Source organism: Achromobacter sp. NPDC008082, from assembly GCF_042957345.1.
GTDB lineage: Bacteria > Pseudomonadota > Gammaproteobacteria > Burkholderiales > Burkholderiaceae_B > Achromobacter > Achromobacter kerstersii_A.
In genome coordinates, this window is record NZ_JBIBIB010000007.1 from 232,923 (window position 1) to 245,418 (window position 12,496).

The 12,496-nt window shown below is 67.4% G+C and carries 10 protein-coding genes; 4 read left to right on the top strand and 6 right to left on the bottom strand.

The window, feature by feature from the left end:
- Positions 1–139 precede the first annotated feature (139 nt).
- Together ACFZAI_RS27285 and ACFZAI_RS27290 are read left to right on the top strand one after the other, a co-directional pair.
- A complete protein-coding gene (locus ACFZAI_RS27285; protein ID WP_391569936.1) occupies positions 140–2,347 on the top strand; it encodes a rhodanese-like domain-containing protein in 2,208 nt (735 codons plus the stop codon).
- A gap of 140 nt (positions 2,348–2,487) precedes the next feature.
- The gene (locus tag ACFZAI_RS27290; RefSeq protein WP_391569937.1) at positions 2,488–3,381 is read left to right on the top strand and encodes an aldo/keto reductase family oxidoreductase; all 894 of its coding nucleotides are present in this window, start codon (positions 2,488–2,490) and stop codon (positions 3,379–3,381) included.
- 55 nt (positions 3,382–3,436) lie between these two features.
- Here ACFZAI_RS27290 and ACFZAI_RS27295 read toward each other — a convergent pair whose 3' ends face one another.
- The gene (locus tag ACFZAI_RS27295; RefSeq protein ID WP_391569938.1) at positions 3,437–4,585 is read right to left on the bottom strand and encodes a diguanylate cyclase domain-containing protein; all 1,149 of its coding nucleotides are present in this window, start codon (positions 4,583–4,585) and stop codon (positions 3,437–3,439) included.
- Between the two features lie 75 nt (positions 4,586–4,660).
- Positions 4,661–6,190 carry a 3-deoxy-D-arabino-heptulosonate 7-phosphate synthase gene (locus ACFZAI_RS27300; RefSeq protein WP_391569939.1) on the bottom strand — a complete coding sequence of 510 codons (1,530 nt, stop codon included), beginning with the start codon at positions 6,188–6,190 and terminating at the stop codon, positions 4,661–4,663.
- A gap of 191 nt (positions 6,191–6,381) precedes the next feature.
- On the opposite strand from ACFZAI_RS27300, the gene ACFZAI_RS27305 reads away from it, so the two are divergent.
- Positions 6,382–7,308, top strand: a complete 927-nt coding sequence (locus ACFZAI_RS27305) for a sulfurtransferase (protein ID WP_391569940.1) — start codon at positions 6,382–6,384, stop codon at positions 7,306–7,308.
- Between the two features lies 1 nt (position 7,309).
- Entirely contained in the window at positions 7,310–8,494 is a 1,185-nt protein-coding gene (locus tag ACFZAI_RS27310; protein ID WP_391569941.1) for a YeeE/YedE family protein, read from the top strand.
- Here the strand turns inward: ACFZAI_RS27310 and ACFZAI_RS27315 are convergent.
- The 4 genes from ACFZAI_RS27315 to ACFZAI_RS27330 all read right to left on the bottom strand — a co-directional run bounded on the left by ACFZAI_RS27315 (position 8,487) and on the right by ACFZAI_RS27330 (position 12,490).
- Positions 8,487–8,975, bottom strand: coding sequence for a heme-binding protein (locus ACFZAI_RS27315; protein ID WP_391569942.1), 489 nt, complete (start codon positions 8,973–8,975; stop codon positions 8,487–8,489). The two genes, ACFZAI_RS27310 and ACFZAI_RS27315, sit on opposite strands and share 8 nt — an antisense overlap.
- 112 nt (positions 8,976–9,087) lie before the next feature.
- The gene (locus ACFZAI_RS27320; protein WP_054422938.1) at positions 9,088–9,717 is read right to left on the bottom strand and encodes a response regulator transcription factor; all 630 of its coding nucleotides are present in this window, start codon (positions 9,715–9,717) and stop codon (positions 9,088–9,090) included.
- Positions 9,714–11,150 (bottom strand): sensor histidine kinase, encoded by a 1,437-nt coding sequence (locus ACFZAI_RS27325; protein WP_391569943.1) that lies wholly within the window; start codon positions 11,148–11,150, stop codon positions 9,714–9,716. Before ACFZAI_RS27325 ends, ACFZAI_RS27320 begins: the two co-directional genes overlap by 4 nt.
- A 56-nt stretch (positions 11,151–11,206) precedes the next feature.
- Positions 11,207–12,490, bottom strand: a complete 1,284-nt coding sequence (locus ACFZAI_RS27330; protein WP_391569944.1) for an HPP family protein — start codon at positions 12,488–12,490, stop codon at positions 11,207–11,209.
- Positions 12,491–12,496: the final 6 nt, after the last annotated feature.

The following is a 12,496-nucleotide window of genomic DNA, read 5'->3' on the forward strand; positions in this document are numbered from 1 at the left end:
GGCTGCACTGACAGAATCCGCCGCTCTGCGTCCCAAAGCCGCCATTGCGCGCATATCCATAGACGCATTTCTACGTTGTCCGCCGCCCGGCGCGCACGTAGCCTGAAGGTCTCTTCAACCCGGACGTTCAGGTCATCTCATGAGCATTTCTTCCCCCGCGGCCGCGCCGGCCCAAAGCACGCATACCGCACGCGCAGAGGCCGTTCGCGCGTTCATTGCGCAGGTGCGCAAACTTGTTCCCGACGCGTCGCACGCGACGCCGGAACAGCTGGCGCGGGTGGCGGCGCTGTTGGAGGCCTTGGGCCAGCGGCACGAACTTTTCCCCGCAGACGCATTTGCCGTGGCGCCGGGCCGCCCCACCTCTATTTATCGCTTGGCCGAAGATGTGGACGGCGGCTACGCGCTCTACCTGTCGCTCGGTGAACCGGGCAAGGCGCAGCCGCCGCATGACCACACGACCTGGGCCATTATTGCGGGCGTGCGGGGCAACGAGCGCAACGAGGTGTATGCGCGGGCCACCACCGAAGATCCGTTGCGTGACGCCCTGACGCCCGTGCGCCGCGTGGACGTGGGGCCGGGCAATTCCATCGTGTTGGGGCCGGACGACGTGCACACCATCGAATTGGTGGGCGACGAACCCGGCGCGCATCTGCACTTCTACGGCTTGGCGCTGGACCGGCTCCATGGCCGCGTGGTGTTTGAAAGCACGGCGGGCGGCACGTATCGCACGTTTTCGCCGCCCGCCGCCATTTACCATGCACGGGTGTCGGCCCAGGCCTTGCAAGAAGAACTGCGCGGCGATGCCGAAATCGCCGTGCTGGACGTGCGCGAGGCCGGCCGTTACGCGCGCCGCCATTTGCTGGTGGCGGTGCCTGCGCCGCTGTGGCGCCTGGAGGTGCTGGCCGACCGCCTGGTGCCAAGGCGCGACACGCGCATCGTGCTGGTGGACGATGATGAATCCCAAGCGCATCAGGCCGCGGCCAAGCTGACGCGCCTGGGGTGGACGGACGTCTCTGTGCTGGAAGGCGGCACGGACGGCTGGGCGCGTGCGGGGCTGGAACTGTTCTCTGGCACCAACGTGCCGAGCAAGGCGTTTGGGGAAGTAATCGAACACGAAAAGCACACGCCGTGGATCGATGTGAATGAGCTGCACGAGCGCGTGGCGCGCGGCGACGACATCGTGGTGGTGGACAGCCGTACGCCGGAAGAATTCCACAATTTCACGTTGCCGTTCTCGCATAGCCTGCCGGGTGCGGAACTGGTTTATCGCATCCGCGAACTGGCGCCTGACCCGAAGACGTTTGTGGTGGTGAATTGCGCCGGCCGCACGCGCAGCATTGTGGGCGCGCAGACGCTGATTGATGCGGGCATTCCGAACCGAGTAGCGTCTTTGCGCAACGGCACGATGGAATGGTTGCTGTCGGGCCGCGAGCTTGCCTATGGCCGCCATGCCGCGCTGCCGGAACCGGGCGCGCCGGCGTTGGCGGCGGCGCGCGAACAGGCGCGCGATGTGGCGCAGCGGGCGGGCATTGGGTATCTCGACACGGCGACGCTGCACGCGTTTGAGGCCGAGCACGCGACGCGCACCTTGTTCAAGTTCGACGTGCGTACGCGCGAAGAGTACGAGACCGGTCACCTGGAAGGGTGGCGGTGGGCGCCGGGCGGGCAGTTGGTGCAAGCCACCGACGAATACCTGGCCACGCGCCGCTCGCGGGTGGTGCTGGCGGATTGGGATGGCGTGCGCGCGCTGACGACGGGCGCCTGGCTGGCGCAATTGGGCGCGGTCGAGGTCTATCTGTACCAGCCGCCTGCGTTGGCGCCGTTGCAAAGCGGCGTGGAGTCGCGCCGCGTATTGCGTCATCGTCCGGAGGCGGCCGGCGTGCGTGCGCAGGCGCTGCATGCGGCGTTGAACGCGGATGAAGCCATTGTGTTTGATGTGGAATCGCGCGTGGCGTATGAACGTGGGCATGTGCCTGGCGCGCGTTTCGCGGCGCCGGACCGGCTGGCGGAATTCCTGTCGCCGGATGATCCGCGCGTGATTGTGCTGACGTCGTCGGACGGTGTGTTGGCCAGTGTGGTGGCGGCCGAACTGGCGTGGCGCAGCAAGCGGCCGGTGCAACATCTGCTGGGCGGCACGCGCGCCTGGAAGACAGAGGGCTTGCCGCTAGGCACAGGCGCAGCGGGGGTGTTGACGGGAGACGACGACCAGAGCATCAGCCCGTACCTGTTTGATGATCTGGCGGCGCGCGATGACGGCTTTCGGGAATACCTGGACTGGGAGCTGGGGCTGGTGGCGCAGTTGGAACGCGATGGCAGCCAGGACATCAGCTTGATTCCGGCGAAGTAGGGCGGCTGGGCATGCGCGCCCCGGGCATCGGCATCCGCCGCAGAAAGGCAGGCGGCCGCCGTCCCGGGGCAACGAAATCTGCCTGATTATCCAAGGTGACGAAAAGGTTTACGCTTTCCGTTTCCTTCAGGAGATTCGACATGCAGCCTACATCGAACGTAGCCACCTATGCGAACGAAGCCACCTATGCGCTTGGCAGCAAGCGGGTCAAACGCCTGGGTTATGGCGCGATGCAGTTGGCAGGCCCCGGCGTGTTCGGCCCGCCGCGCAACCGCGATGCCGCGCTGACGGTGCTGCGCGAAGCCGTGGCCAGCGGCGTGAACCATATCGACACCAGCGACTTCTATGGCCCGCACGTTACGAATCAGTTGATCCGCGAAGCGTTGTCGCCATACCCCGATGACCTCGTTCTGGTGACCAAGATCGGTGCGCGGCGCGGCGAAGACGCGTCGTGGATTCGCGCCGACAAGGCCGATGAACTGACGCGCGCGGTGGAAGACAACCTGCGCAATCTGGGCCTGGACGTGCTGGACGTGGTGAACCTGCGCATCATGTTCGGCGTGCACGGGCCGGAAGAAGGCTCGATTGCCGAACCGCTGGCGGCGTTGCTGGCCTTGCAGCAGCGCGGCCTGGTGCGCCACATCGGCTTAAGCAATGTGACGGCCGCCCAAGTGCAGGAAGGCCGAGGCATCTGCGACATCGTTTGCGTGCAGAATCAGTACAACCTGGCGCACCGCGACGATGATGCGCTGATCGACGCGCTGGCGCAGGACGGCATCGCCTACGTGCCGTACTTTCCGCTGGGCGGCTTCAGCCCGCTGCAATCGGCCACGCTGACCTTGGTGGCGCAGCGGGTGAACGCCACGCCGATGCAAGTGGCGATTGCGTGGCTGTTACAGCGGTCGCCCAATATTCTGGTTATTCCGGGAACCTCATCCGTTGCGCATCTGCGCGAAAACCTGACGGCCGGGGATCTGGTGCTGCCCGGGGATGAGGTGCGCGCGCTGAACAACATCATCAACGAAGCGGAGTGACGTCGTGCTGGCGCGCTCGGACATTAGCCAAGTGCGAGCCGGCCCACTGTGTTCACTACGCAAGCTCCAGCCGGTTCCCGCCCATTGACTTGGCGCGATACAAGGCGCGGTCGGCCGCCGCCAGCGCCTCGCTTAACGGCGGCGCGTCCTGTTCGAATCTTGCCAGGCCGATACTGACCGTGGCCTGCACGTCGCCTCGGCCGATGTGGCCGGGCAGCGTGTCTGCAAAATGCGCCGCCATCGTTTCGCCCAAGGCTTGGGCGCGGCGCGCGGGGTCGCCGGTCAGCAAGGCGGCGAACTCTTCGCCGCCCAGCCGGGCGAGCATGGCGCCAGGCCCGACGATGCGTTGGGCGATGTCAGCGAAGGCCTTCAGCACCTTGTCGCCCGTCTCGTGGCCGTGACGGTCGTTAATGGATTTGAAGTGGTCCAGGTCAAAGGCGAGTACGGCGATGGGCGCGCGGCCGGCGCTGTCGCGAATCAGGCGCGCGCCTTCCTCGAAAAACCAGCGGCGGTTGCCCAGGCGCGTCAGGTAATCCGTTTGCGATTCTTGCAGCAGTTGCCCATGCGCTTCTTCACGAACAAGCTTGAGCAGCGCCATCGGCAGCAGCACCGAATACAGCACCCCTTCATACATGGTGATGTTGCTGGCCAGCGCCCGGATGTCCGGCCCATATTGCGCCACCAGCCAAGGCAGGATGACCGCGCGAAAGGCGTAGAACAGCGCGTGGATGACGGTGACGACGATGACGAAGTAGCGCGATGACAGCGGCTTCATTGGCGCGCATCGCCACATTTCCCAGGCGGTCAGCGCCGCAATGCCGGCGATAGGCGCCGCGCTGACGTAGGCCCACATCACGCCTTGCCCTTCTGCGCCCGCCGCGGCCCACAGCAGCGCCATCACGATCAGCAACGCGCACGACGCCTTGCGGTACTGCCGGCCGTTGAATGACGCCACGCCGTGCAGCACTAGCAGGTAACCGCTAAGGATGATGAGGTTGCTCAGGCCCGGGCCGATGGATGCGGGCAGGTAGCCGCGCAGCAGCACCACGGTGCATCCGGCGGCAAGCGTGGCGAAGCCCGCCGCGAACATCCGTAACGCCTGGCTGCGTGGGGAGTGGGTCCGGTGTTCCCAGTAGGTCATCCCAGCGCTGGCAAGCAGCGTACCGATGACAAGGAGATAAAGGGTGAAGAGATCGACGTGCATCCCGGCGGGTATAGGCAGTGCGCCGATACAGGCGTCGGCTGCGGGATTTTACGTGGAAAACTTGACAGCGGCGTGTTACAGCTGCGCGCTGTGCGCGGCATCCAACAGGTCGTCGGCATGCACCATTAATGCACGGACCTGGTGCAGTTGCGGGTACTGATTCAGCACGCCTGCCCATTGGGGAGAGGTCAGTAACGAATGCCAGACGGGGTGCAATGTGTGGGTGTCTGCCGGCTGCCCTTGGGCGAGTTGGCTGGCGAACGCGATGCTGGCAGGGGCAGACAACAATTGCATGCGGCTGGCGGCATTGAGTAGACGCGGCGCGGGGTCGGCGGGCGCGTCGCAGCAGTACAGCACCGTGTGCGCCAAGCCAGGCCCGTCTGTCGGCAACGCGCGCAAGGACTCGCCGCGTAGCGGCACGATGCCTTGCTGCGTTTTGAAGGGGTACGTGGTGTGGATGTCCGCATGCGCCAGCAATTGCAGGCCGCGCAACAATCGGGGCAAGTCCGTGCTGGCGGCGTCGACCGACGCTTTGGCTTCGACCAGTAGGCAGACATCCCACGCGGGCGCGTCATCCTCGTTACGCATCACGTCGGACCGGCGCAACAATGCGGCGTCCCATTCGCTCTTGGCCCGGTCGGCGCTGGCAGGTAGCGACGCGGGCACGCGCATCGACGTCACCACGCGATAGGGGGCGGTGGTGTTGGCCGCACGTCCATGTCTGGCGCGTATGTCGTCGGCGGGTTCGTCGTCGGGGGGTATGTCGTCGGGGGGTATGTCGTCGGGGGGTATGTCGTCGGGGCGTTCGTCGTCGGCGCGTGGGCTCATGCTGCGGCGTTCGCTTGCGTTCAGCCGCTGCGCCACGACTTCCAGCGCTTGGGCCGCCAGCGCTTCGACGGCCGCGCCGCGTTGTTGGGCGTCAGAGCCTTGCCGTAATGCTGTCGCGCTGCCCGGGCGCGGGCCGTTGCGATCCCACAGCGATTGGTAATGCCGCACCCGCGCGTCGGCCGCCAGCACGTCCAAGCGTTGCAGGCGTGTCAGCGCAGCGCTATCCAGCAGCCGGGCGCAGCCGCGGGCAAGCGCAACGTCGCCATGGGTGTCCGGCATCTCGCATAGCCGTTGCACGGCATCCGCTAACGCTTGCCATGCCCCAGAGGACGCAGCGGCTTGCACGTCGGCCAGCGTGTCCGCCTGCAAGCCGCGTGGCATGCGCGCCAGCTTGGCGGGGTGCGCGATGGCATTGGCGGCGGCCAGGATTTCGCGGCGGTCCGCGTCGGCGCCTGCGGCAAGCGATGCGTACTCGCGCACGGGCGCCACGCGATGGCGCAGTTCCATGGCCTGGATGGCGGGGTCGCCCTGGCCTTCACGCATGGCGTCGCGGATCAGTTGCGCCAAGGCGTCGACAAAGGCGCGTTCGATGTCAGCGTGCGGCGTGTGGCCTTGGGCCAGCGCCTGCCGCGCCTGGTCGATCGCCAACGCCAGCGCGGTGGCGCTATGCCCGTTCTGCGCATCCGTGGTGACAGCAGGCGTGGGCGGCACGCGATAGCGGCGCACCACAATGCGCAGCGTTTCATCCAGCAGGGCGGGGCGCGGGGGCAGGGGCATGTTGATGGGGACGGAATAGGACGGTAGCGGCGTAAGCCTAGCGCGCCGCGCGAAAACATGCAGCGTTTTCATGGCTGACAACTACCTGAACGGGTAATCAGAATATGAAAACAATGTCGTTCGCGCCCGGCAGCGCAGCCGATATCGTCCGGTTTGAACGGCGCATCAGCCGCCGCATACAGGAGAATCCGATGTCCCCACGCAAGTTGCTCGCTGGCGCGGTCGCCGTGCTGGCCACCTTTGCCGCTGCGCCCGCAGCGGCGCAACACGCCAAATTTCTGGTCACGACCGAGTGGCTGGAAAAGAACTTGAACGACCCCAAGGTGCGCGTTGTGGAGGTCAGCGTGAACCCGGGCCTGTTCGAACGCGGCCATATTCCCGGCGCGGCCAATGTGAACTGGCACACCGATCTGGTCGATACCGTGAACCGCGACATCGCGCCGCCCAAGCAATTCCAGGCGCTGCTGGCGCGCTCCGGCATCAATGCCGACACCACCACCGTGCTGTACGGCGACAACAACAATTGGTTTGCGGCGTGGGGCGCGTGGATTTTTGATATCTACGGCATCGATAACGTGAAGATTCTGGATGGCGGCCGCAAGAAGTGGGAAGCCGAAGGGCGCCCGCTGGCCAATAGCGCGAAGATTCAGCCGGCTGGCACGGCGCAGATCAAGACGCCCAACACGGCGCTGCGCGCGCATCTGCAAGACGTGCTGGCCGTGGCCCGCAAGGAAAAGCAGGGCGTGCTGGTCGACATCCGCTCGGCCGATGAATACAACGGCAAGATCTTCGCGCCCAACGGCGTGCCGGAACTGGCCGTGCGCGCGGGCCATGTGCCGGGCGCGGTCAACGTCACCTGGAGCAAGCTGGTGGCCGATGACGGCACCTTCAAGCCGGCAGACGAACTCAAGGCCATCTACCAGGCGGCCGGCGTGGACGGCAGCCAGCCCATCATCACGTACTGCCGCATTGGTGAACGGTCCAGCCATTCGTGGTTTGCGCTGAAGAAACTGCTGGGCTATGACGTGCGCAACTACGACGGTTCGTGGACGGAATACGGCAACAGCGTCGGCTCGCCCATCACCAACCCCGCCGGCACCGTGTGGGGCAAGACCTGACGTGACGACGTTGCGCTATGGATCGGCCGCCGCCGTGCTGGCGGCCGTGGTTGCCGCCGCCTGGCTGCTTGCCCCATTGCCGGATGGCGGGCGCAGCCTGGCCTTGTCCGTGCTGCTGGGCGCGGCGTTCGGCATTGTGCTGCAACGTTCGCGCTTCTGTTTCTACTGCATCGCCCGCGACTTCATCGACAAGAAGGAAACAGCCGGCATGTTTGCCGTGTTGCTGGCGCTGGGCGTGGGCATGCTGGGGTATCACGCGGTGTTCGGCGCGTTTCTGCCGATTCCGTCGGCTGACCGCCTGCCGCCCGGCGCGCACATCGGCCCCGTCAGCGTGGCGCTGGTGGCGGGCGCGTTCGTCTTCGGGGTGGGCATGCGCGTGTCGGGCTCCTGCATCAGCGCGCACTTCTACCGGCTGGGCGAAGGGGCGCTGGGCTCTCCCTTTGCGCTGCTGGGCGCAGGCGTGGGTTTCGTGCTGGGCTTTGCGACGTGGAACGCCTTGTACCTGGCGGTGATTCAGCAGGCGCCTGTCGTGTGGCTGCCGCAGCAACTCGGGTATGGCGGCACCGTGCTGTTGCAAGGCGCGGTGCTGCTGGCGCTGGCGTGGGCGGTGGTGCGTCGAGGCGGTGCGCAGACGGCGTTGCCGCAGCGGGCGGCATCGCCCTGGCATGCGGTCTTGCATGAACGTTGGCCGCCAGCGGTAGGGGGCATTCTGGTCGGGGCCATCGGGGTGATGGCGTACTTGCGGATTGCGCCGCTGGGCGTCACGGCGGAACTTGGCAGCGTGGCGCGCACGTTGGCCGCGCGTGCGGGCGGGTTGCCGGATCGGCTCGAAGGCCTGGATACGTTTGCGGGCTGCGCCACGGCGGTCAAGCAGGTATTGCTGTCGAACAACGGCGCGTTCGTGCTGGCCTTGGTGGCGGGCGCGTGGGCGGCGGCCTTGGCGGCGGGCGCATTCCGGCCCCGGCTGCCCTCGCTGAAGGACGTGGCGCGCAACTTTGCGGGCGGCGTCTTGATGGGCTGGGGCGGCATGACGGCGCTGGGGTGCACCGTGGGCACGCTGCTGTCTGGCGTGATGGCGGGCGCGCTGTCGGGCTGGGTGTTTGGCGCCGCCTGCTTCGCGGGGATCTGGGCGGCGCTGCGTGTGGTAAGAGCCCCCGCCGCCCGCCCCGCAACGCAACTTACTTGAACAGCGCGGCGTTCTCTTCCAGCACCGAGTCGGCGCACTGAGCGTCCAGGTTGCCGCCCGGGGCGCCGGCCACGCCGATCGCGCCGATGACATTGGCGCCCGCCTTGACCGGCACGCCGCCGCCCAGCAGCAGGAAGCCCGGGATGTCGGTCAGGTTGGCCGCGCCCGGATTCTTTTGCGCGTTTTCCATCATGGTCAGCGTCGGGGTCTTGGCGGACACGGCGGTGAAGGCCTTGGCGCGGCTGGCTTCGATGGTGTGCGGGCCGGCGTTGTCGGCGCGGGCAAAGGCCTTGAGCAGACCGGCGCGGTCAACGACCGACGCGCTGACGTTGTAGCCCTTGGCCTGGCAGGCGGCGACGGTGGCGGTGGCGAGCTTTTGCGCGTCAGCCATCGACAGATTGCTTTCGTTCAGCACGGCGGCGTTGGCGGCGCCGGCAAACGCCAGCGAGGACATCAGGGTGGCGAGCGTGATCCGGTTCATGGTCTGCATCCTAGTTTTTTGAAGGGGTTCGGTAGGAGCAGTCAGTGTGGCGAAAACGCGGCGCGGCCGGTATACGCCCGATTACGCCCAAACCTCCGTAGGGATACGGAGGCTAATCCAGCAACGTTGCGTACTGGCGGATCAATTGCGCCAGGGAATCTGCTTCCAGCTTGGCAAAGACATTCGCCCGATACGTTTCCACCGTGCGCGGCGATAAATCAAATTCGCGCGCGATTTCCTTGTTGCTCATGCCTTGCACGATGCGTTCCAGCACCTCGTGTTCACGGCCGGATAAACGCGCCAGCCGCTCGGTGGCGGCCTGCGTCACAGCTAGCCGTTCGCGGCTGGCGATGTGGGTGCGCACGGCCGCTTGCACGGCGTCCAGGAACACATCGTCGTCCACCGGCTTTTGCAGGAATTCCATCGCGCCGCCCTTGAAGGCGCGGCGGCACAGGTCCACGTTGGCATGGCCGGTCAGCATGACGACGGGCAGGTCGGATTGATCGGCCAGACGCGTCAGCACGTCCAGCCCGCTGATGCCGGGCATGCGGATGTCGAGCACAACGCAGCCGATGGCGCTGGGCGTCAGCTGCGCCAGAAAGGCCAGCGGGTCGCCAAAGCCCGCGCTGCGCAAGCCCACGCTACGCAGCAGCAAGGCAAGGCCGTCGCGCACGGCGTCGTCGTCATCCACCAGATACACCAGCGGCGAGTGTTCCAGCGTGCGGGGATCTTGAGCGGTCATGCGGGGGCTCCCGAGCGCGGCAGGCTCACGGTAAAGCAGGCGCCTGTGGGGGTGATGTTGCGCACGGCGATGCGGCCGTCCATGGAGCCGGCCAGCGTCTCGCACAGGGCCAGCCCCAGGCCCATGCCGTGTGGGCGCGTGGTGTAGAACGGCGCGAACAGCTTGGGCAGGGCGTCGGACGCGATGCCGGGGCCGGTGTCGCTGACGGTGAACAGATAATCACCGCCTTGGGCGTGGCCTTCCAGCCGGATGTGACGCGGGCCGTCGCTGGCGGCCACGGCGTCCGCCGCGTTCTGCACCAGGTTGTGCAGGATCTGCTCCAGCGCCACGCGGTCGCCCAGCGGACGTGCGCCGGGGCTGGTGTTGTGCCAGCTCAGGCGGATGCCCTGACGGGCCAATTCCGGTTCGCGCAGAAAGCGCAGCGATGCCACCAGCGCGTCCGGGTCCAGCGCTTCCCGGCGGGCGGGCGAGCTGGGTTGGACCAGTGCGCGCATGCGGCTGATGATGTCGGCCGCGCGCTTGGCCTGTTCGGCGCTGGCCAAGAGCGCATGGCGCACGGCGGGGCGTTCTTCCTCGTCATCCAGCAGACGTTCGGCGGCGCGCGTGTGCGCCAGGATGGCGGTCAGCGGCTGGTTCAATTCGTGCGCGATGCCCGCCGCCATTTCGCCCAGCGTGCTCAGGCGCGCCATCGCGGCCAGGCGCACCTGTTCCTGTTGCCGGCGCGCGTCGGCGTGCGACCGCTGCCAGGCGGCGGCGCCTGCCACGAGCAAAGCGCTGGCCGCCGCCCACAGCAGCCACGCGGTCCACGGCCAGAAGCCAGGCGTCAGCGTGCGCGTGCTGCGCATTTGAAAGGGCTGGCTGGCCGCGCCCAGCGGTTTTTGCAGCGTCATCGTCAGGCCAAAGGCGTCGGCGGGTTGCTTGTCCAGCAGGGTCAGCGGGGTTTGATCCACGGTCAGCGTCAGGTTCGCCAGCCCCGGCGGAAAGTCGGCGGCGGGGACCAACTGGCGGGCGTCCACCAGCAGGCTCCAGCTGGACGGCGCGATCAGCCAGTAGTGCGCCGCGTCCACAGGCAGCGTCACCGGCCGGCCCAGTTGGCGGGCGCGATCCAGGGCGTCGGACAGGCCCGGCGGCTGGGCCAGGCTGCCTGCCCACGCGCCATCGGCCAGATAGCCCAGCCCCTGCAACTGCGGCATGGCGGGCTGCAAGCTGGGGTAAAGACGTTCGGGGGTGGGCGGGTGCGACAGGGCAGCCAGCGTGGCCAGCACGGCTTCATGCTGCACGGTCTTCTGGCTCAGCATGCGTTGGGCCACGCTGGTGCTTTGAAAGAAGCGGTCGTGCTGGTCGACGTATTCCTGGCGGGCGATCCAGGCGGCGCCCAGGCAGAACAGAACCAGCCAGCAGAGGAGGGCGCGGGAGCGCGATAGGGGATTCACGCGGGAATTATGCCTTGCGGCCGCTGCGGACCGGAATCCGTAAGGCTACGGAGGATTCAGGCGGCGCGTTGCTTGGCGTGAGGGCGGGGGTCTTCGCCCGTGCCTGGGCTGGTGCCTCGGCCGTGGCGTAGGCTGGCGCGATGATTGCCGTCGCCGTCGCCGTCGCCGTCGCCGTCGCCGTCGCCGTTAGCCGGGCCGCCCGTCTCGGCGCCCGACTGCGAACTTGCCGACACCGCCATCTGGTAAAGCGCCGCCACCAGGTCCGACTGTGTGACCAGGCCGTGCAGGTTGCGCGCGGCGTCCAGCACCGGCACGCAGTGCAAGCTGTCCGACATGGGCCGGGCCAGCTCGATGACGGGCAGGCCCGGCGTGGCGAAGGGGACTTCGCTGCGCATGCAATCGGCCACCAGCAGGTCGGGCGCGGGGGCGCCGTCCAGCGTTTTCGCGGCCAGCCGGCTCTTGCGCGCCAGCACTTCGCCCTGCGCCACCATGCCGGCATAGCGGCCGGCCGAGTCGAGCACGGGCAGCGCTTGCAGGCGGTGCTTGTCGAACAGGCGGATGGCGTAATCCAGCGGGTCTTGCTCGTGCACGGTGACCACATCGCGCGACATGATGTCCGCGCAGGTCACGTCACCAAAACGCCGCAGGCTGGCGCGCAGTTCGGCGGCCAGCACGATGTCTTCCAGGTCTTCCTTGCTGATGTCCAACAGTTCGCCGCGTCGGGCCAGGGCCTCGTCGAGATCGGCGCGGCTGAAGCCCAGGCGTGCGCTGGGGGCGGCGTCGCGCGTGTGGTGCCCGGGCGCGGGGTCGGCATGGCGGCGCGGATAGTTGCGGCGCAGCGCGCCGTTGAACGCCACGGCAATGCACAGCAGAATCAGGGAATTCAGCCCCACGGGCCACAGCGCAAAACCGTAACCCAGGCTAGCCACCGACGGGCCGCCCAGCACTGCCGTCAACGCCACCGCGCCGCCGGGCGGATGCAGGCAGCGCAGGCTGAACATCGCGCCGATGGCCAGGGCGGCCGCCGCGGCAGCCGCCACACCCGGTTCGGGAATCATCTGCGCGCAGAATACGCCGACCAGCGCGGACACCAGATTGCCCGCCATGATGGACCAGGGCTGGGCCAGGGGGCTGGCGGGCGCGGCGAACAGCAGCACGGCAGACGCGCCCATCGGCGCGATAAACCAGGGGTTGGCGCCGCCCAGCGCGTGGCGGCCAACCCATTCCGTGCAGAACAATCCGAACAGCGCACCCAATACGCCATAGAGCTTTTCGCGCCCATTGACGCCTACCGGCGCTGGCGCGAACGAGCTCAGCCAGCGCTTCATTGCCACACCCAAAACGAT

Bases quoted from the DNA above. Each gene is read 5' to 3' on its own strand.
- ACFZAI_RS27285 (WP_391569936.1), top strand. From the start codon at position 140: ATGAGCATTTCTTCCCCCGCGGCCGCGCCGGCCCAAAGCACGCATACC.
- ACFZAI_RS27290 (WP_391569937.1), top strand. From the start codon at position 2,488: ATGCAGCCTACATCGAACGTAGCCACCTATGCGAACGAAGCCACCTAT.
- ACFZAI_RS27295 (WP_391569938.1), bottom strand. From the start codon at position 4,585: ATGCACGTCGATCTCTTCACCCTTTATCTCCTTGTCATCGGTACGCTG.
- ACFZAI_RS27300 (WP_391569939.1), bottom strand. From the start codon at position 6,190: ATGCCCCTGCCCCCGCGCCCCGCCCTGCTGGATGAAACGCTGCGCATT.
- ACFZAI_RS27305 (WP_391569940.1), top strand. From the start codon at position 6,382: ATGTCCCCACGCAAGTTGCTCGCTGGCGCGGTCGCCGTGCTGGCCACC.
- ACFZAI_RS27315 (WP_391569942.1), bottom strand. From the start codon at position 8,975: ATGAACCGGATCACGCTCGCCACCCTGATGTCCTCGCTGGCGTTTGCC.
- ACFZAI_RS27320 (WP_054422938.1), bottom strand. From the start codon at position 9,717: ATGACCGCTCAAGATCCCCGCACGCTGGAACACTCGCCGCTGGTGTAT.